The sequence below is a fragment of the Streptomyces sp. NBC_01283 genome (assembly GCF_041435335.1).
Taxonomy (GTDB): domain Bacteria; phylum Actinomycetota; class Actinomycetes; order Streptomycetales; family Streptomycetaceae; genus Streptomyces.
The window spans coordinates 3292941-3316986 of sequence record NZ_CP108430.1 but is presented as its reverse complement, the minus strand read 5'-3'; the positions used below and the strand labels follow the sequence as shown (position 1 = coordinate 3316986).

Below are 24046 nucleotides of genomic sequence, written 5' to 3'. Positions count from 1 at the left end.
GGGTCGCGAAGGCACCTCGGCTACGCAGCCCTTACGCCGAGGTGCACCACGTCGGGTACGCCTCGGGCAACGGGGATCTCTTCCGTCCGTACCGACTGGAACCCGGCATTCCGTAGAGCGAAGTCGAAAGCGGACGAGGCCTGGGCGGACCACACGGCCAGCACCCCGCCCGGGTTCAGCCGGGACCGGCAGACGGCCAGACCGGCCGGTGAATAGAGGGAGTTGTTGTCCTCGGTCACCGTCCAGTCGGGGCCGTTGTCGATGTCGAGACAGAGCGCGTCGTACGTTTTCGGGGTGCCGTCACAGGCGTCGGCGCCGCCGAGGTGTGCCACGAGGTCTGTGTGCAGGATCTCGGTGCGCGGATCGGCGAGCGCTGCCCCGGAGAGCGCGGCCAGCGGGGCGTCCGCGCCCGAGCAGTGCCAGTCGATGACGGCCCGCTCGCGCTCGACGACCGTGATGCGGCCCCAGCGCGGGTCGGCCGCCGCGTGGGCGAGGGAGAAGCCCACGCCCAGGCCGCCGATGAGCAGCGCGGGCTCCCGGGGGTCTTCGAGGGCGTCGTACGCCGCGTCGACGAGCAGCCGCTCCGAGCGGCCGTCCGAAGTGTCCATGAGGAAACAGCCGTTGGCGATGATCTGCAGAAGCGCACCGTGGCGCCGCAGTACGACCTCGCCGTACGGCCCCTCACGCCGGTCGATCACGACGGGGGTGGTGTGGGTGTGCATGGCGGCCAGCGTAGGGGCGCGGGATCGGGGGAGACTCAAGAAGCGCGGGCCGGCGCGGACGCGCTTTTGACCTGTGAGGTTGATGTGATTCGCGTCTCACGTGGCGCCGGTCATAGACAGCACCGGAAAAATCATCAAAGGGTGGACGTGACGGAAGGAGCGCCTCACCGTGAACCGGAGTGCGTCGGCTGCCACCACGGCACCCGAGGGGATCGCCGAGCCCGGCCTCGACGGCATTCCGTGTCAGCGGGGGCCAGTGCCCGGGGTGGTCGTCCCGGAACCGGTCCATGAGGCGAGTGCCGCCCCCGGTGCCGTAACCGCGCCCGGCGGGGTCGCCGCACACCTGCGCCGTCTGCGCCCCTGGCGGCTGCTGCCGACTCCCACGGGCACGCCCTTCACGTTCGGCTTCGCGGCGATCCTCGCCGTGACGTCCCTCCTGACCTCGTACGCGGCCCCGTCCCTGATCTCGGCGCTGCACCGGCACTCCAGCACGGACGTCGCGCATCTGGCGCAGGAGCCGCTGCTCGTCCTGGTGGCCAGCGCCCTGTGGATCGCCGGTGGCATCGCGTCGCCGTACGCGATCGGCTTCCTGCTGGTCCTCACCGCCCTGGAGCGCCGCATAGGCGCGCTCCGCGCGGCGGGCGTCTTTCTGCTCGGCCATGTCGTGGCCACCCTCGCGACCGAGGTCCCGGTCGGGCTCTCCGTCCTCGCGGGCCACCTGCCCCACAGCTCCCTGCACCGCCTCGACTACGGCATCAGCTTCGGCGTCGCGGCGAGCGTCGGCGCCCTCGCGGGGCTCTTCAGGCCGTGGCTGCGGTGGCTGGTGCTCGCCGGGTTCGGCGGGATGCTCATCGACGACCTCATCGCCTTCGCGGACCCGATGACCAACTGGGGTCATCTGCTCGCCCTGTCGCTCGGTGTCGCCACGTGGCCGCTGGTGCGCCGGTGGCGCCCGCCCGCCTGACCTTCCCTTCACCCTCCGCCGTGCGGCGTCACCCTTCGCCGTGCGGCGTTTCCGCACGTACCGACGTGATCGCTCACAGCGAACACCTCTTGGGGAACATTCATGGACTCACGAGCATTGAGTCCACATAGCTCAACTTGAATGCCGAAGGGGAGATCATGTCTGCTGAGTCCACTGAGCCGAAGGCGTCCACGCCTCTCACACTGCCCGTGCTGCCGCTCGACGACGAGGTTGTCCTGCCCGGCATGGTGGTTCCGTTCGACCTGTCCGATGCCGACGTGCGCGCCGCGGTGGAGGCCGCCCAGGCGGCGGCCCGCTCCACCGGGAGCAGCAAGCCGCAGGTCCTTCTTGTTCCGCGCATCGACGGGACGTACGCCGCGACCGGCGTCCTCGGCACCGTGGAGCAGGTCGGCCGGCTCTCCGACGGCGACCCCGGCGCGCTCATCCGCGGCCGTTCCCGGGTGCGGATCGGTGCCGGGACGACCGGGCCGGGTGCCGCGCTCTGGGTGGAAGGGGTCAAGGTCGACGAGACCGTGCCCGATCCGCTGCCGGGTGCCGTCACCGAGCTGGTCAAGGAGTACAAGGCGCTCGCCACCAGCTGGCTGAAGAAGCGCGGGGCCTGGCAGGTCGTCGACCGTGTCACCCAGATCGACGACGTCTCCGCCCTTGCCGACAACTCCGGATACTCCCCCTTCCTCTCCACCCAGCAGAAGGTCGCGCTCCTGGAGACCGACGACCCGGCCGCCCGCCTGAAGCTGGCCACCGAGCAGCTGCGCGAGCACCTCGCCGAGCAGGATGTCGCCGAGTCCATCGCCAAGGACGTCCAGGAAGGCGTCGACAAGCAGCAGCGCGAGTTCCTGCTGCGGCGCCAGCTGGACGCCGTGCGCAAGGAGCTGCGCGAGATCAACGGCGACAGCAAGGACTCGGCCGAGGAGTCCGACGACTACCGCACTCGCGTAGAGGCCGCCGACCTCCCCGAGAACGTCCGCGAGGCCGCCCTCAAGGAAGTCGACAAGCTGGAGCGGTCCAGCGACCAGTCGCCCGAGGGCTCCTGGATCAGGACCTGGCTCGACACCGTCCTCGAACTGCCCTGGAACGAGCGGACCGAGGACGAGTACGACATCAAGGGCGCCCAGAACATCCTCGATGCCGAGCACGCGGGCCTGCAGGACGTGAAGGAGCGCATCACCGAGTACCTCGCGGTGCGCAAGCGCCGCAGCGACCGCGGTCTCGGGGTCGTCGGCGGCCGTCGCGGCGGCGCGGTGCTGGCCCTCGTCGGCCCGCCCGGCGTCGGCAAGACCTCGCTCGGCGAGTCCGTGGCGCACGCCATGGGCCGCAAGTTCGTGCGGGTCGCGCTCGGCGGCGTACGCGACGAGGCGGAGATCCGCGGCCACCGTCGTACGTACGTCGGGGCGCTGCCCGGCCGGATCGTGCGGGCCATCAAGGAGGCCGGGTCCATGAACCCGGTCGTGCTCCTCGACGAGATCGACAAGGTGGGCTCCGACTTCCGGGGCGACCCGGCCGCCGCCCTCCTCGAAGTCCTCGACCCGGCGCAGAACCACACCTTCCGCGACCACTACCTGGAGGTCGAGCTCGACCTCAGTGACGTGGTCTTCCTGGCCACGGCGAACGTCATCGAGGCCATCCCCGAGGCGCTGCTCGACCGCATGGAGCTGGTCAGGCTCGACGGCTACACCGAGGACGAGAAGGTCGTCATCGCCCGCGACCACCTGCTCCCGCGCCAGCTGGAGCGGGCCGGTCTGCAGTCGGACGAGGTGACCCTGGACGAGAGCGCGCTGCGCAAGCTCGCGGGGGAGTACACCCGGGAAGCCGGTGTACGGAACCTGGAGCGGTCCGTGGCGCGGCTGCTCCGCAAGGTCGCGGCGCAGCACGAACTGGGTGAGAGGGAGCTTCCGTTCACCGTCGGCGACGAGGATCTGCGCGGTCTCATCGGGCGCCCGCACCACGTGCCCGAGTCGGCGCAGGACCCGGCCGAGCGGCGCACGGCGGTGCCGGGCGTGGCCACCGGGCTCGCGGTCACCGGCGCGGGAGGCGACGTGCTCTTCGTCGAGGCGTCGCTCGCGGATCCCGAGACCGGCGCGGCGGGACTGACCCTGACCGGTCAGCTCGGCGACGTGATGAAGGAGTCCGCGCAGATCGCGCTCTCCTTCCTGCGCTCGCGCGGCGCCGAACTGGAGCTGCCCGTCGCGGACCTGAAGGAACGCGGCGTGCACATCCACTTCCCGGCGGGCGCGGTCCCCAAGGACGGGCCGAGCGCGGGCGTCACCATGACGACCGCCCTCGCCTCGCTGCTCAGCGGCCGGCTCGTCCGTACGGATGTGGCCATGACCGGTGAGGTCTCGCTGACCGGGCGCGTCCTGCCGATCGGCGGCGTCAAGCAGAAGCTGCTGGCCGCGCACCGCGCGGGGATCACCACGGTGATCATCCCGAAGCGGAACGAGGCCGACCTGGACGACGTCCCGGCGGAGATCCTGGAGAAGCTGGACGTCCACCCGGTGACGGATGTCCGCCAGGTGCTCGAACTGGCCCTGACGGAGGCCGAGGTGAGGGTCCCGGCCGCCGCGTGACGGCTGGGCCCATCAGCGGGCTCCGCCCGCGGAGGCCGGTGCGTGAGGACCCGGGACCCCGAGAGGGGTTCCGGGCCCTTGTGCGCCGGGGGGCGGACTCAGCCGTTGGCTCAGCCGTTGGCGAGTGCCTGCACCCTGTCCAGTGCGCCGTTGAACTTGTTGTGGTCACCGACCGTCGGACCGGTCGAGGTGTACTGCCACATCGTCTGCACGCCCCAGCCGGCCGGGAGCTCACCCGGAGAGGTGTTGTAACGGGCGATCCAGAGCGGGTTGTTGGCGGCGAAGCCCCCGTAGTTGCCGGTGCACTGCTTCCACCAGCTGGTGGCCGTGTAGATCACGGCGTCACGCCCGGTGCGTGCCTTGTACTGGTTCAGGAAGTCACGGATCCAGGTGACCATCGCGGACTGGGACTTGCCGAAGCAGGCCGCCCCGTACGGGTTCCACTCGATGTCGAGCGCGCCCGGCAGCGTCCTGCCGTCGCGCGACCAGCCGCCGCCGTTGTCCACGAAGTAGTTGGCCTGGGTGGCGCCGCTCGTGGTGTCGGGGGTCGCGAAGTGGTAGGAGCCGCGGATCATGCCCACGTTGTACGAACCGTTGTACTGCTGGGCGAAGTAGGGGTTCTTGTAGTACGTCCCCTCGGTGGCCTTCACGTAGGCCCACTTCACACCGCTGTTCCAGAGCGTCGACCACGCGACGTTGCCCTGGTGGCTGCTGACGTCGACGCCTTCGGTCTGTACGGCGTCGCCGCCGGGCGGCAGACTGCCCTGCCCGTCGTGCTCGATGACGCCCTGTCCCATGCGGGCGGAGCCGCGGGGCGGGGTGTCATCGCCGCCGCTGGCCTGTGCGGCGCCCGGCAGCGTGAGGAGGAGGGAGAGCGCGGAGAGGACTGAGAGCAGGATTCCGGCCGCTGACCGGTGCGAGCGGCGGGGGGTTCCGGGTCTGTGCACGGGCATGTGCGTGCCTCCGTAGGCCTCGATTGAGCTCGATGGAGCTCGTGGGGGGACCTGTCGACATGACGTGGTGTGAACATGTCACGTACGACGCTACGCACGTAGACCTGTGGCTGGGAAGGGGGTCCGGTGTCTGCCGTTGGTCTACTCCTGCGGCGGTGTCCGCGGCATGGCCCCCGGGGGCGTTACGAAATACTGGTCGAGCTGCGGCGATGGGCCGACGCGGGTGTCTGCCGCCGTGCGGGGCGGAAAACTTCTCTGATCCGGAAAGAAAGCGTGCCATGGGTGCTGAAGTGCACGAGGGCGAGAACGACGGTGGGGCCGACGTGAACAGGGGGGTCGACCGCGAGTTCCTCTCCCTGGAGCGGGAGTTGACGCTGCTGCTGCGCCGGGCGCGGGCCTCCTCCGGAGAGATGGCGCGCCAGGTCCACCCCGATCTGGAGCCGGCCGCGTACGGACTCCTGGTCTGCCTCGACGACTCGGGTCCGCAGCGGGCCACGGATCTCGCCGCGTACATCGGCGTCGGCAAGGCGACGATGAGTCGTCAGCTGCGGGCCCTAGAGGAGCTCGGGCTCGTCGCCCGCGAGCCCGACCCCGCCGACGGGCGGGCGTGGCTGGTGCACCTCACCGAGGAGGGCGGTACGCGGTTCCGTACGGTGCGGGCGGGGCGGCGGGAGCAGTACGTGCGGAAGCTGGCCGGGTGGGACCGGGTGGAGGTGGCGGAGCTGGCCCGCTTGCTGCGGCAGCTGAACGAGTCCCCGGAGTCCTGAGGGGCGGGGCGTAGTCGGGGCGCGATTCTGTCTGCGGGTGGGCTGTGGCTTGTCGCGCAGTTCCCCGCGCCCCTTGGGGGTCGTCCGCCGGGTGTCGCCTGCGGGCCGGTCGTGGTTGCTCGCTCAGTTCCCCGCGCCCCTTGGAGGGCGTCCGTGCCCTGTCGCCTGCGGGCCCGTTGCGGTTGCTCGCGCCGTTCCTCGCGCCCCTTACGGGGCTGCCCGCGCCGTTCCTCGCGCCCCCAGAGGGGCTTTCACAGCTCCGCGTACACCACCGCCGCGTCGTCGTGCCGCTTCCCCCGGGGGTACGCCGTGCCCTCGGGGTCCGCTCGTTCCAGTTCCCGGACCCGGTCCACCAGGCGTTGCGGGCCGTCCTTGCGCAGGAGCGTGAAGCATTCCGCCCAGTCGCCCTGGCGGAACGTCTCGACCCAGCGGCCCACCCCGTCCGTCAGGGCCGCCACCGCCGTCACCTCGGAGCGGGGCCAGGTGCCCGTGACCGCGCGGGATGCCGCCGAGGGATCCGCCGCCGCGGTGAAGAAGCCGTCCTCCGCGTTGCGCAGGGCCTCCACGGCGGCCCCGTACGCGCGGCCCGCCACCTCACGCTCGGCCGAGCCGCGCGGCATCGCGCGGACCGCGTCGCGCATCGCGCGGATCCTCGGGGGCAGTTCGGCGAGACGCTCGTCGAGGACCGGCGTGACCCGGCCGTCCGGGCCCGCCATCAGGAGCGCGGAGTCGGACAGGACGAGGTGTTCGACCTGCTCCTCGTCCCAACGCACCAGAATCACGGTGGCCTGAGGCGTACGCGGGTGAGAAAGGTCACAAGTTTCACAATGGGCCTCCGCGGTGCGCACGATCGCCGCCGCGAGGATCTCGGAGAGCGTCATATCCCGTCGCGAAACGGACAGTTCCCCCAGTGCGCCCCCGAGTCGCGCCGTGAACCAAGGGACGGAATGCAGGCAGCCGTCATCTCCGGCAGGCGGAGTCACCCCATCCAGGAGGACGAGCGAACCGCCCTGTCCGGCCGCGGGAAGGATCACCGAGGCATAGTCCTCGTTGGGGCGTGCGGGGTCGCCGGGCTCGGTGGCGAGTTCGATGCGCATTCAGCCAGTCTGCACGAGGCCTTCACAAGGTCATCCGGAGGTGGCAAACGCGAGGGGCGGCCAGGACCGGCAGGTCAGACGCCGGAATTCAGTCGGAATGATCGCTTCCGTCGGCGTGTGGCGGCGAATCCTGCCAAAGCCTGCGGTCGACGTCCAACCGGCGCACCGTGGCCGAGACTTTCGGCCCGGGGCGGGACTTGCTCGCCAACTCCCCGCCGATGTTCACTCCTTCGGGTGGCCAGGCATGTGATGCACGACTGCCACCCATCGGCACTGGAAGGGTCTGGAGCCGTACCTGGGGGCGCGTGTGTTGACGGATCGTCACCCGGGCCCCTGGGCAGACGAAAAACAAGAATGCGAGCACCGGTGCAGAAGATGCGGCCTGGGCGCAAGGGCAAGCAGACGGCTCCCGAAGGAGCCACGCCGGGCGCGACCACCCCTACGGAGCGCTCGCCCGAGCCCACAGCGGGAGAGGCCCCCGAGACCGCGGCGGAAGGGCGGACCGCCTCCGCCGTGACGGCTCCTGACGGCTCGAAGCCCGTGCAGCCCCAGAAGTCCGTCCATTCCAAGCCCACCGCACGCGTGCGCAATCGGCTGATCGTCGCCGTCGCCGTCGTGGCCGCCGCGATCGCCGGGGCCGGAGCGCCCGCGATCATCGCAGCCTCCGGGCAACTGAGCGACGCGCAGCAGCTCGTGACCCTCGCCGAGCACACCCAGGAGGCCGTGTCCCTCGGCCACTCGCTGGCCGACGAGCGCGACGAGGTCACCTCGTTCATCGCGGCGGGCCGCCCGCAGGGCAAGGGCCTCTCCGAGAACCGCAGCGCCCGCGTGGACCGCCAGATCGAGGAGCTGCGCACCGCCGACGCCCCGGCCGGCCTGCGCGCGGACCTCGCCGACATCGGCGCCGTGCGCAGAGCGGCGCTCACCGGCAAGAGCACTGCTCTGGAAGCCCACACGGCGTACTCGAACGTCATCACCGAACTGCACGGCCTCACCCGCGAACTCGCCGAGAAGACCCCGCCCCGCGCGGGCTCGGGCGCCGACGCCCTCGCCGACCTGGACCACGCCGTCGAACAGGCCGCGAGCGCCCGCGGCCTGCTCCTCGCCACCCTCGCCGTCCCGCGCTCCACGGAGACGAGTACCGGCGTCGACCCCGTCACCGGACTGCCCACCACGGTGGTCGAGGAGTCCCCCGCGGGCAGCAAGAGCCGTGACGCCCTCAGCGCCGCGGGCCAGGAGGCCCACGTCCGCGCACAGGCGGCCCTCGCCGACTTCCGGGACGCGGCCACGGACGGCGCCCGCTCCACGTACGACTCGACGGTCACGGGCAGTGAGGTGACCACGGCCGAGAAGTACCTCGCCCGCCTAACCGACCAGCCCTCGCTCTCCGTCGCCGAGCTCGGCTACGACCGCAAGAAGCTCGACACCGCGCTCTCCGCCCGCATCGAGATGATGCGCGGCGCCGAGTCCGCGCTCACCGTGCAGCGCACCAAGGACCTCGCGCAGCTGCGCGACGACGACGTGACGGCGCTGGAGGCCCGCGTCGCGCTCATCGGCGTCACGCTGCTCGTCGCGGTCGGCGTCTCCATGGCGATGGCCCGCAGCCTGACCCGCCCGCTCGCCGTCCTGCGCATCGGCTCGGCCCGCCTCGCCACCGAGCCCGCGCCCCAGGAGCCGATCCGCTTCACGGGCCGCGACGACGAGTTCGCCCAGGTCGTACGGTCCGTCAACGCGCTGCACGAGCATGCGGCAGCCCTCACCGAGCGCCTCACCACGCTTGAGGCCGACCGCAAGCACCTCATCGGCAAGCGGCAGTCCATGGCCGACGAGCGCGAGACGCTGCGCGCCGAACTGGCCGAGGCCTCCGCCCACCTGGAGCGGGTGCGGCAGTCCATCCACGGCACGTTCGTCAATCTGGCGCTGCGCACCCTGGGCCTGGTCGAGCGGCAGCTCGCCGTCATCGAGAACCTGGAGGACCGCGAGCAGGACCCCGACCGCCTCGCCACGCTCTTCAAGCTCGACCACTTCGCCACGGTCATGCGCCGCCACAGCGAGAACCTCCTGGTCCTCGCGGGCGCCGAGCACGGCCACCAGCACCCCGGACCGGTCCCGCTGGTCGACGTCGTGCGCGCCGCCGTCAGCGAGATCGAGCGGTACGAGCGCGTGCGCATCGCCACACTGCCGCCGCACGCGCACGTCGCGGGCTTCGCCGCGGACGACATCAGCCACCTGGTCGCCGAGCTCCTGGAGAACGCGACCTCGTTCTCGCCGCCGGACGCCTCCGTGGAGGTCTCCGGATGGCTCCTGGAGAGCGGCGAGGTCATGCTCTCCGTGCAGGACGAGGGCATAGGGGTGACCGAGGACCGCATGGAGGAGCTCAACTCCCGCCTCGCGGAATTCCGTCCGGACGACGCGTACGACCAGGAGAGCGGGGACGGGCTCGGGCTCGGCCTCTACGTCGTGGCCCGGCTCGCCGCGCGGCACGGTGCACGGGTCCGGCTGCGCGAGCAGAAGCAGGGCGGTGTCGCGGCCGTCGTGGTCCTGCCGAAGTCGATCCTCGCCGCGGCGCCCGCGGTGGGTGCGCCGCCGGCCGGTGTTCCGGTGGCCGGGGCAGCGCCCGCAGTGCACCTGCCCGGCTCGGAGGCCGAGGCGAACTCCAACGTGCTGCCGGGGCGTGCGGCGGTGACCACCGCGGTGCCGACCGCGCCGGAAGCGACGGAAGCGACGGACGCGCCGGACGTGACGGTCGGCGCTGATCCGCTGATCGCGGCCGCCGAGCAGACGGTGCGTGACGCGGAGGCGGAGGCGGAGCCCACGGCCGCACCGGAAGCCGCGAGCGAGCCGGAGCCCGCGCCTGAGCCCGGGCGCGCGCCCGAGCCGGAGCCCGAGGTTTCGCCCGAGACGACCATGGAACTCGCCATTCCGCCCGCCCCGGAGGAGCCGAAGGCTCCCGAGGAGCCGGAAGCGGTGGCCCCCGAAGCCGCCCCCGCCCCCGCCCCCAAGTGGGAGCGCGTCACCGACAAGGGGCTGCCCAAGCGCACGCCCAAGATCACCGCGCCCGAGCCCGCCGTGCCCAAGGCGCGCAGCGGCTCCGTCGACGCCGAAGCGCTGCGCAAGCGGCTCGGGGGCTTCCACCAGGGAGCCATCAGCGGCCGTCGCGACGTAGAGGCCGAGCTGACCGAACGTACCGAACAGAACGAGCAGAACGAGCAGAACGAACGTACCGAAACCATGGGGGACACAGTCGAGGAGGCAAGCAGTTGACTGCGCCCATGCGCTCGCCCAGTTCTTCCACCGGCAGTTCTCCCACCGGCAGCTCCACCGCCGACAGCAGACCGGCCGGGTTCGGACTGAGCAGCGAAGCCCGCAACCTGCACTGGCTGCTGACGAATCTCGTCGAGGAGGTGCCAGGTCTCCTGTCGGTCGCGGTGGTCTCCTCCGACGGGCTGCTCCTGCTCTCCTCCGACCCCGCGCGCAACAGCGAGCAGGCGGTCGACAACAGTTCGGGCCCCAAGGGTTCCAGCGCGGACCTCGCCACCATCGTGTCCGGCCTCGGCTCCCTCTGCATCGGCGCGGGCAAGCTGATGGACGCGGGGTCCGTCAAGCAGACCGTCGTCGCGATGGAGGAGGGCAGCCTCTTCGTCATGTCGATCAGCGACGGCTCGCTGCTCGGCGTGCACGCCACCCCGGACTGCGACATGAGCGTCGTCGCGTACCACATGGCGCTCTTCGTCGGCCGCGCCGGGCATGTCCTCACCCCCGAACTCCGCAGTGAGCTGCGCCAGTCGATGGAGAGCGTCCGATGAGCAGTAAGCCCGGCAAGCTGCCCCAGCGGGGTGGCGCGCGCAAACCCGCCCGAGTGCGTCCGTACTCGCTCACCGGCGGGCGCACCCGCTTCGGCCACGTCCTGCTCGTGGAGACCTTCGTGGCGGCGCTCGACGCCCCCGAGGAGCGCCGCGAGCTGCCGCAGGGCAACGCCATCGCCCGCGTCATGCCGGAGATGCGGGCCATCGTCGAGATCTGCCGCCGCATGCGTACGGTCGCGGAGATCGCCGCGCTCCTGAAGATGCCGCTCGGCGTGGTCCGCGTACTGCTCAGCGACCTCGCAGACCAGGGAAAGATCCGCGTGTACGGAACGGGCCACGGCCCGGGACAGCCGGACCGCGCACTGCTCGAAAGGGTGCTGAGTGGACTCCGCCGTCTCTGAACTCCGCCACCCGGGCCCCGACCCGGACGAGAACCTCCAAGCCTGGCAGACGGACCGCACCCGGGCCCCGATCGCGACGAAGATCGTGGTGGCGGGCGGCTTCGGTGTCGGCAAGACGACCCTGGTCTCCGCGGTCTCCGAGATCACGCCCCTCCAGACGGAGGCGCTGATGACGCAGGCGAGCGAGGACACGGACGACCTCACGTCGACCCCGGACAAGACCACGACCACGGTCGCCATGGACTTCGGCCGGATCACGCTCGACGACGACCTCGTGCTCTACCTCTTCGGTACGCCGGGGCAGCAGCGCTTCTGGTTCATGTGGGACGACCTGGTGCGCGGCGCGATCGGCGCCGTCGTCCTCGCCGACACGCGCAGGCTCCCCGACTGCTTCCCCGCGCTCGACTACTTCGAGAGCTGCGGGCTGCCGTACATCGTGGCCGTCAACCACTTCGACGGCACCGAGGAGTTCGAGCCCGCGGACGTCCGTGAGGCGCTGACGATCCCGTCGCACATACCGGTGCTGATCATGGACGCGAGGCAGCGGATCTCGGTGATCGAGTCCCTGCTCTCGCTGGTCGGCCACGCCCTCGCAGCAACCCCCGAATAGCTTTAGCCTTAAGCTTTTTAGTACGTAGGAGAAGCGCCGCATGCGGAAGATACTCGTCGTCGGAGCCGGTCAGGCCGGGCTCCAGATCGCTCTCGGACTCCAGTCACAGGGGTACGAGGTCACCCTGATGTCCAACCGCACGGCGGACGAGGTCCGGTCCGGCCGTGTGATGTCCACGCAGTGCATGTTCGACACGGCGCTGGAGCACGAGCGTGAGTTGCAGCTGAACTTCTGGGAGTCCCAGGCCCCGAAGATCGAGGGCCTCGGCGTCTCGGTCGCCGGGCCCGACTCCTCCCGCGTCATCGACTGGGTCGGCAAGCTGGACGGCTTCGCCCAGTCCGTTGACCAGCGCGTGAAGATGGCGGGCTGGATGGAGACGTTCGCGCAGCGGGGCGGCCAGCTGGTCATCCACGGCGCGGCGGTCTCCGACCTCGACTACTTCTCCCGTACGTACGACCTCGTGCTCGTCGCCGCGGGCAAGGGCGAGCTGGTCTCGATGTTCGAGCGCGACGCCTCGCGCTCCCCGTACGACACCCCGCAGCGCGCGCTGGCCGTCGCGTACGTCCACGGGATGGGGCCGCGGCCCGAGCACCCCGAGTTCGACGCGGTGCGGTGCAATCTCGTGCCGGGTGTGGGCGAGCTCTTCGTCATGCCGACGCTGACGACGTCCGGGCGTGCGGACATCCTCTTCTGGGAGGGCGTACCGGGCGGCCCGCTGGACGTCTTCCAGGGCGTCAAGGACCCCTCGGAGCACCTGGCGCTGACGCTCGAACTCCTGGAGAAGTTCACGCCGTGGGAGTACGCGCGGGCGACCAAGGTCGAACTGACGGACGCGGGCGGCACACTGTCCGGGCGGTACGCCCCGACCGTGCGCAAGCCCGTGGGCCGGCTGCCGGGCGGCGGACTCGTCCTGGGCGTCGCCGACGTGGTCGTGGCCAACGACCCGATCACGGGGCAGGGCTCCAACTCGGCGTCGAAGTGCGCCGCGGCGTACCTCTCCTCGATCGTCGCGCACGGCGACAAGCCGTTCGACGAGGAGTGGATGCAGGCCACGTTCGACCGGTACTGGGAGACGGCTCAGCACGTCACCAAGTGGACGAACGCCATGCTGTCGCCGCCGCCGGAGCACGTCCTGAACCTGATCGGCGCGGCAGGCCAGCTCCAGCCGGCGGCCAACCGCTTCGCCAACGGCTTCAACGACCCCTCGGACTTCGAGAACTTCTTCTATGACCCGGAGAAGACGGACGCGTACCTGGCCTCGCTCTCCGGCGCCTGAAGGGCGTCCGACCTGCAGAGTAGCCGTCGTCATTGGTTGTCGTTGGCCGTTGTGGGCCGCCCTTTCACGGCCCACAGACGGCCCGGCTCTCCCTCGGCTGAGCTGCGCTCCTGCTCCCCGAGCTTCACCACGTGGTATCGCTCCGCGTAGCCGGATAGGGCACCACGAAGCTGGCCGACCTCTCGCTGATCTGCTCGAACTGTCACCGCATGATTCGCCGAACCATGCCGCGCCTCAAGATGTGGTTGCGGCTCAACTGCTCGGGGTCGGGCTAGGCCCCTCCCTAGGGAGGGGCTGTGCGTCGTCAGCGTCGACTCTGGATCCAGAGGATCAGGACCGTCACTGCGCTGCTGCCTGCTTTGTATGCGGCGCCCCGAAGCGCCTCCCCCATCAGGTCTCGGTGGCCGAGCAGCCTGATCCTGCGTGCCAATTTTTGCAGTCGCGTAGGCGCCCCATTGGTGCGGGGCTTACCATCGTCCATACGCTTCCTTTCTTCCCGTGAGTGGTGGACTGGAATGCCGCATAAGGAGCCCCCGACTAGTGGCCTAGGAACCGATGTCGGATCGCGGGCTCCTTTTGCGTTGGTAGACCTGACCTGATTCTAGGGCAGCTGTCGACGAACCCCGTTTCTGGACGGGGTATTTGATCACATCTACTTGGTTCAGTGACGGGCCATTGTCTAACTAGGGTGTAACTGCGGGGTAACTAGGGCCGCCCCAGAAAGCGGTCATATGGGATGCCTCACACTCTTAGGTGGTAGCCCGCGTGACGCTGATTTCGACTCTAGGGCCAAGGCGCGGTGATGCAGTGGGCGTGCGAACTGTCTTGGCCACGCACTCTTGATTGCGGACGCCATCCAAGCCGCCGCCAAAGGGAATCCAGGGAATCAAGGTTGATTGACGGGAAGCGACGGGAAGCGACGGGAAGTGACGGGAAGCGACCAAGAGAGTATTCGGAGGTTGTCCGAAATTCGCCCTCTCGGCCCCGTCCGGGCGAACCCCTGAAATCGCAGTGCGTACGGTCAGGAACGTCGGCGTACGGGGCTGAATGAGACGGAAACTGACGCAGGTCAAGGGGCAAATGGCATACGTGTGGCCCACCTCATCCTTATAGGAGGTGGGCCACACGTATGCCATCTGTCAGGAGGGGAGGAACCCCGGCTTCTCCTTGCCCAATTCTTGCAGGTGGGATAGGTAGTCCTGAGCTGCGGGTTCGGTGCCATAGCGCTGCCTCATTACCGCCGCGAGTTCTCGACTGGTCATGATGAGAGAGGGAACGGACTGCCGCTCGCCCTGTAGGGCCCGCTCACCATGAATAAGCGCCTCATCGAGGTTGCCCTCCCGCGCTGCGGCGACCCCCAGGGTTACCCGCGCTTCGGAGTTCCGCATGGGTGACCGCTCCGTGCCGTCGAAGTCGGTTCCGGCGCGCAGGACCTCGTCCGCGAGTGTCCGAGCGAGTCGGTCTTCCCCGACCAGTCGGTAGCAATCCATCGCGTAGAAGTCGAACTTGGCGGGGTCGACGACAAAGTGGTTGTCCAGGTTCTCGGGGTACGGCATCCCCTCCAGCAGGCGGCGCCCCTTGTCGAGAGCCACCTCAACCTGCCGACGGTCCCCGAGCCGCGCCCACGCCTTGGCCTCCTGACCGGCGAGCTGCACGGCGACGCCGTGCTGCGGTGCGGTCTCTGCTCCAGCCTGCGCTGCGGCGATGACCCCGCGATAGTCGCCGGTCGTGAGGGCGAACCATGCCCGCATCTCGTGTGCCCACCCCGCTACCTCGGGGTGGTCTGCCTCAGTGGCCAGCGACAGAGCGGCGCGACGCGTTGACTCGGCTGCGTGGCGATCTCCCGTGTCGTACTCGACGCAGCCGACCAGCAAGGCGAGCCAACCCGACAGCGCGAGCACTTCGCGATGCTGGGCAAGCGTGAGGCTCTTGGTGTGCAGCTCAACGACTCGGCGCAGCCACTGCCGCCCCTCGATGAGGAGCTGGGCACTCGGCATGAAGGGGTACTCAGAGCAGAGGCGGTCCGTGGTGATCCGAAGAGCATCGAGCGTCCCGCTGCTGACGTCGGACCGGTTCAGACGACTCACGATCTCCAGAGTCTCCATACCGCTCACTGCCAAGATTTCCCTGTCTCCGTCCCGTCGCGACGGAGCGGGGAAGAGCGCGCGCGTCACCGTGCCGAACACGGCGGCGATGATCGGTTGATAGAAGTCGTTCGGTGCCTGGCCGGACTCCCAGCGCTTCCACTGGCGAATCATGCTGTCCTCCGCCGGTAGCTCCGTGGGGGCGTGCGAGCGCAGGGCCCTGACCGCGTCCCGCTGTGACCAGTCGCGCGCCTGCCGTTCGGCGGCGATGCGTCGTGCCCATGCGGGCCTGTCGTCAGTCATGCGCCCTCCTCCGAATGCCTACTCCGAGTCTCGCGCCCGAGCCGGGGGGACAGGGAAGGGGACAGGGGGGTGTCACTGGACATGTCCCCAGCTCCTCCCATCGTCCCCAGGGCTGTCACTTACCCCACACGCTCCGTTACTCCCATGCTGATTGCAGATCAAGCGCCACCTGGTGCGGAGCGGTTTTCCAGTGCTTCGAGCCGTGCAGTCAACGCCTGGAGTTGGGAGCGGATTTCCTTGATGTCATCACGTACGTCGCCACTTGGGGCAGACCCGTCGCTGACGAAGTTGCCCAAGTTCCCCGCCGACACGACCAGTCCCTCGGCTCGGAGCGCGGCTAGCCCGTTCTGGATGGTCTGGCTTGCGTACCCGAAGCGGTCCATCAGCTCTCGCTGAGACGCGAGTTTCTCCCCCGGCTTCATCTTCTTGATGTCGTCGCGGAGTGCGTCCGCGACCTGCACCGCCTTTGGCTTTGGCCCTCCTGTGACAGTCATTCCTTGAGGGTACCCACCACAGCGAACTAGCGCGCATCACCTCGCGAGGGTTGTGGACCACAGCAGACTAGTGCAAGCTAGTTAGCAAGTGGTCGCCCCGATCCAAGGGGAAACCACTTGACCTGCATGTCAGTGCCCGTCTGAACCGGCGGAGCCGCACGAACCGCAGTACGCGCACCAGCAGGAAGACCTGGGGGAGCGACTTCAGTCGCTCACCGACGGGCTGGGAGCGGAACCGCCTTGAAAACTGAACAGCGTGCCGACCCAGCCGCCTGAACACGGGTGGTCGATGGGTGCGGGTCACCATCCCGACCGACCATGTCGGGCCGGGTGGCCTGCCCGGTTCCGCCCTCCAGGGCGTGACCGGCATTGCGTGATCTGAAATCCGCAGCACCTTCGCGAGGGCTCGCCCTCGCTTCGCACTGCCCCGGCATTCAGCCGCGAGGGCGCCGCATCGGATGCGGTCCGGGGCGCGCAACGATCCGATTCCCGATCACAAAGGAGCCCGCCATGGCGACGCAGACGCCTCCGGGCGAGTGCCCGCAGTGCTGGGAGCACGCCCACAACAAGCGGATACACCGCGCCCTTGGTCCTCGCGAGGACTGCCCGCAGTGCGTGAACCACATGGTCAACGGCTGCCCCAACATCACGCCGAAGAAGAAATCCCGCTGGTTCTGAGCGCTCGCCGCCGGACCAGCCCTGTACCGAACGAGGTCGGCTGACAAGCCGTCCGAACAGCCCCGATGGTCGAAGGCCGGGTTCGACTCCCGCGCCGGGGCGCTCGCTCCCGCCGTGCTCACGGCGTGGGGCTTCTCCGGGGCGGTCGCCTCTCACCAAGAAAGACCGCGACCGCCTCGCCCCTTCCCGCGAAACAGGAGATCCGCCATGACCGAGCGCACCTTCGTTTCCCAGACCCCCGGCCCGATCGTGCTTGGCCTGTCCCTCCAGATGGGCCGCGTGCACGTGAAGGTCAGTCAGGACCTCACCACCGCTCGTGTGGTGCTGCACACCGAGGACAGCACGGGGCCTGCCGCCGACGCGGTCAACCGGGCTCGCAGCGAGCAGAACGGGCAGGCGCTCGGCATCGAGGTTCCGGAGATGCCGGGCAATGTGATGGTGACCAGCGTGCGCGGCAACCGCGTCACGCAGACCATGGGCACCGTGTACGGCTCGGTGACCGGCATGACCATCATCAACGGCCGTGTCGTCACCGGCGGTTCGGGCGGCATGCAGACCGTGAGCCAGATCGAGGCCACCGTGCACGTGCCCGCCGGGTCGTCCTTCGCTCTGTCCACCACGTCGGCGGACACTGTGGTGTGGGGCGACATCGACCGGATGGAGATCCGCTCCGTCTCCGGTGACCTGGACGCCTGCGACGTCCGCGACCTCACGGTGAACAGCACCTCCGGTGACGTCCGGGTCAACCGGGTCACCGAGCGGGTCACCGCGCAGTCGGTCTCCGGTGACATCGAGGTGGCCCTGTACGGCGGGAGTCATGCCCAGCTCGCGGCCACCTCGGGCGACATCCGCGTGCAGGCCACGGCCGTCGCGTCCGGGCACCTGAGCGCCCGCAGCATCTCCGGTGACGTCCGGGTCTCTGGCGCCCGTCACCTGAGCGTGTCGGCCGACAGTGTCTCTGGCCGCGTCCGGAACGGCTGATCAGCCCTCGTTCCTCCCTTCTGGCAAGGAGTTACCCGATGGCTGCCGCCGTCTTCGCTGCTGTGTTCGTCGCCCTGTACGTCGCCCACAGCGTGGGCGATCACTGGGTGCAGACCTCGTGTCAGTCCGCGCACAAGGGCCGCCCCGGCTGGGTCGGCCGCCTCGCGGGCGCCCGGCACGTCGCCACCCTGACCGCCACCAAGCTCGTGCTGTTGCTGCCGGTCCTGTGGCTGCTGAACCTCTCCGTGAGCGTGCCCGGCCTGGTGCTGGGCCTTGGCATCGACGCCGTCACCCACTGGTGGGCCGACCGCCGCAGCACCCTCGCGTGGCTGGCCAAGGTGACCGGCAAGGGCGAGTTCTACCGGCTCGGGGCCCCGCGCCCTGAGCGCGACGACAACCCGCACATCGGGACCGGCGCCTACGCCCTTGACCAGTCCTTCCACCACCTGTGGCTGCTGGTCGCCGCGCTCATCATCGCCACCGTCTGACCCCCATTCTCGCCGGGGTGGCCGCCTCTCACCAAAGACCGAGGCCACCCCGGCATCTCCGTTCCTTCGAATCCAGGAGTCACTCCATGCGTAGCTACATCGGCACCCACGAGGCCCTGAACACGACCGAGTTCGAAGAGCTCGCGCTCGGCTTCGACGACCTGCCCGCGGACAGCGACACGGACGCCTTCCAGGAGCTGTTTCGTGGCCCGCTCAGGCCCGAGTCCCGCGCGGAGCGCGCGGCCCGTCTGGACGTGGCCCGCGAGATGCTCGCGGAGCTGCGGGAGGCGGGCGAGAGCGGCGACGAAGTGGCCGCGTGGGACGCGCTGTATGCCGACGCGCTCACCCGCACCGTGCCGCTCCTGCGCGTTGCTGCCCACTCTGCCGGCACGTTCTCCGGGGCGGGGGAAGCGGCATGAGCGAGAACACGAAGCCTTCCCCCAGCGGCGGGGCGCTGGCCCTGATCGTGGTGGGCGCGCTGACCATGGTGGCCGCGACCGTCTGCCTGCTCGTGCTGCATGAGCCCGCCTGGCGGTTCGGCGTTGCGGGCGGGGGCCTGGTGCAATTCGCCGGGTGGCTCCTGCACGGGCGTCGGCTGCGGCGGATCGGCGGTGCGGCATGAGGACCGCCGCCATGACGCCCAAGCAACTCGCGGGCGCGGAACGGACCTTGAGCGTAGGCACCTGGACGATCACGTTCGGCGCGATCCTCTTCAGCGTCCTGACGGTTACCCCGCTCGTGCAGCGCACCACGGCTGCCGAGTGGGACTGGACGGCACCGATCCTGCCGCTCGTGGTCGACTCCGCGGTCGTCATCGTGATCCGCCTGGATTCCACGGTGGCCCGTCTGGGGGGCGAGGCCGGTACGTGGCCGGGCATCCTGCGTTGGCTCACCGGATTGATGACGGTCGCGCTCAACATCGGCGAATCGGCGCTCAAGGGTGATCTCGTCGGCGTGGGTGTTCACCTCGTTGCCCCCGCCCTGCTGATTGCGACCGGAGAGGCCGGACTCGCTTACCGTCGCGCGATCTCCCGGCGCCTGGATGAACTCGCCCGTGAACAGTCCGAGCAGTCCGAGCGTGAACGCTGCGAACGGCAGGCCCGTGAACGGGCCGCCCGCGAGGAGCGTGAACGCGAACGCGAGATGCGTGAACGCCGGGAGCGCGAGGCTCGCGAACACGCTGAGCGGCTCGAAGCACAGCGGGCCGAACGGGAAGCCGTAGAACGCCGTGAACAGCGCGAACATGAGGAACGCCTCCGTCGCGAGGAAGCCGAGCGGCAGGAACGGGCCCGGCGCGAGCAGCGGCAGTACGAGCAGGAGCGCGAGGACCGCGAGCGGGCCGAACGCGAGCGGCGTGAACAGCAAGAGCGGGCCGCCCGTGAACAGCGCGAACGCGAGAGCCGTGAACGGGCCGAGGCTGCCGCTCGTGAACGCGCCGCGCGGCCCAAGACAACCCCGCAGACGCGAGCGGTGAACACCGCGTCGGTCACGAAGATGAACGAGACCGACGCCCTCGCCGCCGTCCGTGCCGGGCATGCCGCGGGCGACTCCGTGCGCACCATCGCCGATCGCACGGGCTGGTCGGTCGGCTGGGTCAACGCCCGCGTGCAGGACCTCCGCGACGACCAAGTGGCCGCGTGATGGGCACCGCATACGCCAAGTGCTACGACCCCAGCGGCGCCCGCTACGGCGTGCCCACGTTCCCCTGGCGCCTCGCCCCGGACGGCCTGGCCACCCGCAGGCAGCTCCGTGCGAAGGGGCTGCGTCCGGGCGGTCAGCCGATAGCGGCTCAGGTGATGATCCGCCAGCGCGGCCGGAAGTCCGGCGCGAAGGTCGCCTACCTCTACCGCCTCGACAAGGCGCTTCCAGTGCGGCCGATGACCTCGCGCAAGTGGGGCGCGCTCGCGCTGGCGATGCTCGCCCGCCGCACCTGCCCGGTCTGCCACCTGGACGCCGGGTACTGCATCCCGGCCTCGCTCGGCATGTGCGTGCCCTGCGCCTACCCCGAAGAACAGTGCACCGCCTGACCTGGCACGACTTCGCTCATCGGGGCCCGGACGGTCGGCCTACCAAAGCGCCGCCCGGACCCCTTCCAACCCCGCTGTACGGGAGGAACGTTCAGTGAATCACGACGACGAAAACAACCTGTTCAACCGGCTCGAAGCCGAGATGGCCACCGAGGCTGGCGGCGACGTGGTCGACCTCGACGCAGCCCGCACCGCCCGTGCCGAATCGGCCACCCCCGACCCCGTTCCGGATGGTCCGGGCGTTGAGTCGGGCAGTCCGGAGCGTCCGGTCATGGTTGACCAGCCGACCGCGAAGGCTGCTGGTCCGGGCTACCTGGGTCGACTGCGGGGTGCCCGCCGTCGCGCGGTCGTCCCGGAGTGGCTGCGGTCGATGGCGGAGCTGAAGACGGCCACCGCGTGGGTGGCCAGCCACTATGCGCACGCCACCGGCTATCACGCGCTGCGCTCCCCGATCTACGCCGCCCGCCTCACTCTCCAGGCACCGGCCGGGGCGGCGAAGTTCGTGGGCGGGACGCTGCGTTGGGTCGCCGACCGCGAGGGTGAGCCGGTGCGCCTGGCTGCCGTGCGTCGCGAGGACGCGGCCGAGTACCTCAAGCTCTCGCGGCAGCGCGATGGCCGGGTGCGGCTGCGCACGCTGGTCGCGGTGCTGTCGATGTTCGTCGGGCTGGGGGCAGCGCTCGCCATTTACGTGCTCGCCCCGACTTGGTTGCAGGCGATCTCGGTCAGCGCGGTCACGATGGCGCTCGGCTTCGCCGGACGCCGCGCGGATGACCCGGTCATCCACAAGGCCGTGGAACTGCCCAAGGCAACCAAGCTGACCAGCGATATCGTGCTGCGCGCACTCGGGGCGCTGGGCATTCCGGCGATCAATCAGGCGCAGGGCAAGGGCCGGGACGGGTTCGAGTTCACTGCCCCGATCACCCGGGATGGTCCGGGATGGCGCGCGGAGGGCAACTTGCCCTTCGGCGTGACGGTCACTGACGTGATCGAGCGCCGTGACCGGCTCGCTTCGGGTCTGCGCCGTCCGCTGGGCTGCGTGTGGCCCGAAGCCGTGCCGGATGAGCACACCGGGCGCCTGGTGCTGTGGGTCGGCGATCAGGACATGTCGACCGCCAAGAAGCCCAAGTGGCCTCTGCTCACCAGTGGTTCGGTGAACCTGTTCAAGCCGGTCGCCTACGGCACTGACCAGCGAGGACGCTGGGTCGAAGTCACGCTCATGTACATCGCGGGGATCATCGGCGCCATCCCGCGCATGGGCAAGACCTTCCTCCTGCGTCTCCTGCTGCTGATTGCGGCGCTGGATTCGCGGGCTGAGCTGCACACCTACGACATGAAGGGCACCGGCGACCTCGATCCGGTGGGCAACGCGGTCTCCCATCGGCACGCCGCCGGGGACGATGATGAGGCCATCACCTACGCGCTGAACGACTTCCGCGCGCTGCGCGAGGAGCTGCGGCGCCGGACCAAGGTGATCCGCTCGCTCCCGCGGGACATCTGCCCGGAGTCGAAGGTGACCAGCCAACTCGCCGACAAGCCCTCCCTTGGGCTGCACCCCATCGTGATCGGGGTGGATGAGTGCCAGGTGCTGTTCGAGCACCCCAAGCACAAGGACGAGTTCGAGGAGATCGCCACCGACCTGGTCAAGCGCGGTCCGGCCACCGGCATCGTGCTCCTGCTCGCCACCCAGCGCCCCGACGCGAAGGCGCTGCCCACCGGGATCTCCGCGAACGCCTCGGCCCGCTGGTGCCTGAAAGTCATGGGCCAGCTCGAAAACGACATGGTCCTGGGCACCTCCGCCTACAAGCGCGGGGTGCGGGCGACCATGTTCGCCTGGGGTGACAAGGGCATCCACTACTTCGTCGGCGAAGGCTCCGATGCCCGCATCGTCTCCTCGGCCTACGTGGATGGCCCCGGAGCCGACCGCATCGCCGCACGGGCCCGCAAGCTCCGCGAAGACGCGGGCAGGCTTTCCGGGCACGCGCTGGGCGAGGAGCCGGAAGTCACCGCGAGCGCGTACGACTTGCTCGCCGACATCCTCGCCGTGGTCACGGCCAAGGAACCCAAGCTGTGGTCCGAGACGATCGTGACCCGCCTCGCCGAACTGCGGCCCGAGGTCTACGAGGGATGGGGCCCCGAAGCGCTGAACGCGGCGCTCAAGCCGCACGGCATCGCCACCGTCCAGGTGGGCCGCCGGGTGGACGGCAAGGTCGTCAACCGCCGGGGCGTCGACCGGTCCCACATCACCACCGCGATTGCGGAGCGTGACGGAAAGCGGGACGCGGGCTGAGGATCCGGGGTCGCTAGCGCTAGCGGCACGCCCCGCTAACGTTAGCGACCCCGCTAGCGCCCCAAACCTGCTCTGATCAGGCCGCTAGCGGATAGCGGCCCACCTGCGGAAACCCCTGAAACCCGCCCGGGAGGGCCGTGATGACCCCTGCCCTGCTCGCTATCACCCTGATTCTCGGCGTGACGCTGTGTTACGTCTCCGTGTGCGCCGCCTCGCCGTTCGGCAACTGCCGCAAGTGCCGTGGTTGGGGCTTCGCGATGAAGACCGACCGCAAGGGCCGCATGAAGCGCGGCAAGGACTGCCGCCGCTGCCACGCCACCGGCAAGCGCATACGCGTCGGGCGCCACCTCTACAACCTGTGGGCCCGCACCTACCGCGCAGGCACCGACACACCCGCCCCCAAGCCCGCCCGCACTCCTGCCTCGAAGGGATAGCCCGATGGCCGTCACCGTCTCCCTGGTCCTGCTCTACGGACTGATCCTGTTCTTCCTCCTGCGGGGCAAGACCCTGGGCTACGGCTCCGCGTTCATCGCCGTGATGTTCGGGTTCTTCCTCGCCTCCACCGGCGCGGCCGGACCCGTCAACGAACTCACCACCGCCGTCATCAGCGCCATCCCCGACCTGTGAGCGGAGGCACGGCCATGAACGAACAGATCATCGCCCGGCACTGGCTGGCCATCATCGCCCCCAAAGCCGCGCCCGCACTGGCCACCTCGACCGTGCTGATCCTGGCCCGCATCTGGAACGCCGACGGCGCCGAACACAGCATCGGTAACGCCGCCTTGATGACCGTTCTCGCCCTCGCCGCCGGAGCGGCCGGCACTTTCGCTTCGGTCGGCTTCGCCGGTGACCGCGTCATCGCCGGGACCGCGTTCGCCACCTCCGGCGCCCTGGCCTTCGCCGGGGTCGCCGGGTACTCCGACGGTCTGTCCCTGCCGCTCCTGCTGTGGGTGCTGGCCACCGCCGTCGCCTACGGGCTCGCGGCCCGCTACTGGCGCACCGACCGCCGCGAGCGCCTCGCGCACGAGCGGCACACGAGCGGGCGCCGCGAGGAGCACGCCCACGTGGAACGCGTCGAAGCGCTGCGGGCCGGAGCACAGATCGAATCCGCCCGCGCCGGAGCGGCGTATGCCGAGCAGCTCGCCACCGCGCTGCTCACCCGAGCCGCCCTGCCCGGCTACGACCCCGCCGCGCTCAGCCGTGCGGGACTGCCCGAACTCCCCGCCGCCGAGATCACCAAGGAGGACGCCGCATGATCTGCCGAACCCGTATCGCCGCCGTTGCCGTGGCCGTGAGCGCCGTAACTGCGCTCGCTGGATGCTCCCTGCCCGATGGGCCGCCCGGCGTCGTCGTCGCCAAGGACAACAAGACGCCCCCGGCTTCCAAGAGCCGCCCCTACTTCCTGACCGTGCGAACCGCCGAGGGCGAACGCAAGCCCTTCCAGGTCCTGATCAGCGACTACGACAAGTGCGCTGTCGGCGATCCCTACCCCGCCTGCACCGAAGGCCAGTAGCTACGCC

At 69.9% G+C, this 24046-nt stretch carries 25 protein-coding genes; 20 read left to right on the top strand and 5 right to left on the bottom strand.

What is annotated here, in order from left to right:
- Nucleotides 1-20: 20 nt before the first annotated feature.
- A complete protein-coding gene (locus tag OG302_RS14940) occupies nt 21-722 on the bottom strand; it encodes a spermidine synthase (protein WP_371527256.1) in 702 nt (233 codons plus the stop codon).
- Nucleotides 723-891: 169 nt separating this feature from the next.
- Between OG302_RS14940 and OG302_RS14935 the strand changes: the two genes are divergently transcribed.
- The gene (locus OG302_RS14935) at nt 892-1686 is read left to right on the top strand and encodes a rhomboid-like protein (protein WP_371527255.1); all 795 of its coding nucleotides are present in this window, start codon (nt 892-894) and stop codon (nt 1684-1686) included.
- 158 nt (nt 1687-1844) lie between these two features.
- Complete coding sequence (lon, locus tag OG302_RS14930; protein ID WP_371527254.1) at nt 1845-4274, top strand: endopeptidase La; 2430 nt, start codon at nt 1845-1847, stop codon at nt 4272-4274.
- Nucleotides 4275-4384: 110 nt separating this feature from the next.
- On the opposite strand, the gene OG302_RS14925 is transcribed toward lon, so the two are convergent.
- The gene (locus tag OG302_RS14925; RefSeq protein ID WP_371527253.1) at nt 4385-5227 is read right to left on the bottom strand and encodes a lysozyme; all 843 of its coding nucleotides are present in this window, start codon (nt 5225-5227) and stop codon (nt 4385-4387) included.
- Between the two features lie 278 nt (nt 5228-5505).
- Between OG302_RS14925 and OG302_RS14920 the strand changes: the two genes are divergently transcribed.
- Nucleotides 5506-5994: a MarR family winged helix-turn-helix transcriptional regulator gene (locus tag OG302_RS14920; RefSeq protein WP_371527252.1), complete on the top strand. Its 489-nt coding sequence runs from the start codon at nt 5506-5508 to the stop codon at nt 5992-5994.
- Between the two features lie 251 nt (nt 5995-6245).
- Here OG302_RS14920 and OG302_RS14915 read toward each other — a convergent pair whose 3' ends face one another.
- A complete protein-coding gene (locus OG302_RS14915) occupies nt 6246-7091 on the bottom strand; it encodes a protein phosphatase 2C domain-containing protein (RefSeq protein WP_371527251.1) in 846 nt (281 codons plus the stop codon).
- 354 nt (nt 7092-7445) lie between these two features.
- Here OG302_RS14915 and OG302_RS14910 point away from each other — a divergent pair, with 354 nt between their 5' ends.
- From OG302_RS14910 to OG302_RS14890, 5 genes are read left to right on the top strand one after another with little or no spacing between them, the layout of a single operon-like run.
- Entirely contained in the window at nt 7446-10355 is a 2910-nt protein-coding gene (locus OG302_RS14910; RefSeq protein ID WP_371527250.1) for a nitrate- and nitrite sensing domain-containing protein, read from the top strand.
- 8 nt (nt 10356-10363) lie between these two features.
- Nucleotides 10364-10897 carry a roadblock/LC7 domain-containing protein gene (locus tag OG302_RS14905; RefSeq protein WP_371527249.1) on the top strand — a complete coding sequence of 178 codons (534 nt, stop codon included), beginning with the start codon at nt 10364-10366 and terminating at the stop codon, nt 10895-10897.
- Entirely contained in the window at nt 10894-11298 is a 405-nt protein-coding gene (locus OG302_RS14900) for a DUF742 domain-containing protein (RefSeq protein ID WP_361833526.1), read from the top strand. Before OG302_RS14905 ends, OG302_RS14900 begins: the two co-directional genes overlap by 4 nt.
- A complete protein-coding gene (locus tag OG302_RS14895; RefSeq protein WP_361833528.1) occupies nt 11279-11908 on the top strand; it encodes an ATP/GTP-binding protein in 630 nt (209 codons plus the stop codon). The genes OG302_RS14900 and OG302_RS14895 overlap by 20 nt, the downstream gene beginning before the upstream one ends.
- 40 nt (nt 11909-11948) lie before the next feature.
- Nucleotides 11949-13184: a styrene monooxygenase/indole monooxygenase family protein gene (locus OG302_RS14890; RefSeq protein ID WP_371527248.1), complete on the top strand. Its 1236-nt coding sequence runs from the start codon at nt 11949-11951 to the stop codon at nt 13182-13184.
- 1139 nt (nt 13185-14323) lie between these two features.
- Here the strand turns inward: OG302_RS14890 and OG302_RS14885 are convergent.
- Both OG302_RS14885 and OG302_RS14880 read right to left on the bottom strand, forming a co-directional pair.
- Nucleotides 14324-15571, bottom strand: coding sequence for an XRE family transcriptional regulator (locus OG302_RS14885; protein WP_371527247.1), 1248 nt, complete (start codon nt 15569-15571; stop codon nt 14324-14326).
- A gap of 158 nt (nt 15572-15729) precedes the next feature.
- A complete protein-coding gene (locus OG302_RS14880) occupies nt 15730-16065 on the bottom strand; it encodes a winged helix-turn-helix domain-containing protein (RefSeq protein ID WP_371527246.1) in 336 nt (111 codons plus the stop codon).
- A gap of 510 nt (nt 16066-16575) precedes the next feature.
- Here OG302_RS14880 and OG302_RS14875 point away from each other — a divergent pair.
- The 12 genes from OG302_RS14875 (at nt 16576) to OG302_RS14820 (ending at nt 24039) form a co-directional block, all read left to right on the top strand.
- Nucleotides 16576-16743 carry a pRL2-8 gene (locus OG302_RS14875; RefSeq protein ID WP_371527245.1) on the top strand — a complete coding sequence of 56 codons (168 nt, stop codon included), beginning with the start codon at nt 16576-16578 and terminating at the stop codon, nt 16741-16743.
- A gap of 207 nt (nt 16744-16950) precedes the next feature.
- Nucleotides 16951-17724, top strand: coding sequence for a DUF4097 family beta strand repeat-containing protein (locus tag OG302_RS14870; RefSeq protein WP_371527244.1), 774 nt, complete (start codon nt 16951-16953; stop codon nt 17722-17724).
- A 38-nt stretch (nt 17725-17762) separates the two neighbouring features.
- The gene (locus OG302_RS14865; RefSeq protein ID WP_371527243.1) at nt 17763-18212 is read left to right on the top strand and encodes a transcriptional regulator; all 450 of its coding nucleotides are present in this window, start codon (nt 17763-17765) and stop codon (nt 18210-18212) included.
- 86 nt (nt 18213-18298) lie between these two features.
- A complete protein-coding gene (locus OG302_RS14860; RefSeq protein ID WP_371527242.1) occupies nt 18299-18631 on the top strand; it encodes a hypothetical protein in 333 nt (110 codons plus the stop codon).
- Nucleotides 18628-18834, top strand: coding sequence for a hypothetical protein (locus OG302_RS14855; protein ID WP_371527241.1), 207 nt, complete (start codon nt 18628-18630; stop codon nt 18832-18834). Before OG302_RS14860 ends, OG302_RS14855 begins: the two co-directional genes overlap by 4 nt.
- 11 nt (nt 18835-18845) lie before the next feature.
- Nucleotides 18846-19853, top strand: a complete 1008-nt coding sequence (locus tag OG302_RS14850; protein ID WP_371527240.1) for a DUF2637 domain-containing protein — start codon at nt 18846-18848, stop codon at nt 19851-19853.
- Entirely contained in the window at nt 19853-20239 is a 387-nt protein-coding gene (locus OG302_RS14845) for an RRQRL motif-containing zinc-binding protein (RefSeq protein WP_371527239.1), read from the top strand. The genes OG302_RS14850 and OG302_RS14845 overlap by 1 nt, the downstream gene beginning before the upstream one ends.
- Before the next feature lie 94 nt (nt 20240-20333).
- On the top strand, nt 20334-22526 hold the full coding sequence (locus tag OG302_RS14840; RefSeq protein WP_371527238.1) for a cell division protein FtsK: 2193 nt from the start codon (nt 20334-20336) through the stop codon (nt 22524-22526).
- A gap of 140 nt (nt 22527-22666) precedes the next feature.
- Nucleotides 22667-22960 (top strand): hypothetical protein, encoded by a 294-nt coding sequence (locus tag OG302_RS14835; protein WP_371527237.1) that lies wholly within the window; start codon nt 22667-22669, stop codon nt 22958-22960.
- Nucleotides 22961-22964: 4 nt separating this feature from the next.
- Nucleotides 22965-23153, top strand: a complete 189-nt coding sequence (locus OG302_RS14830; RefSeq protein WP_371527236.1) for a hypothetical protein — start codon at nt 22965-22967, stop codon at nt 23151-23153.
- A gap of 14 nt (nt 23154-23167) precedes the next feature.
- Nucleotides 23168-23782, top strand: coding sequence for a hypothetical protein (locus OG302_RS14825; protein ID WP_371527235.1), 615 nt, complete (start codon nt 23168-23170; stop codon nt 23780-23782).
- Entirely contained in the window at nt 23779-24039 is a 261-nt protein-coding gene (locus OG302_RS14820) for a hypothetical protein (RefSeq protein WP_371527234.1), read from the top strand. The genes OG302_RS14825 and OG302_RS14820 overlap by 4 nt, the downstream gene beginning before the upstream one ends.
- Nucleotides 24040-24046: the final 7 nt, after the last annotated feature.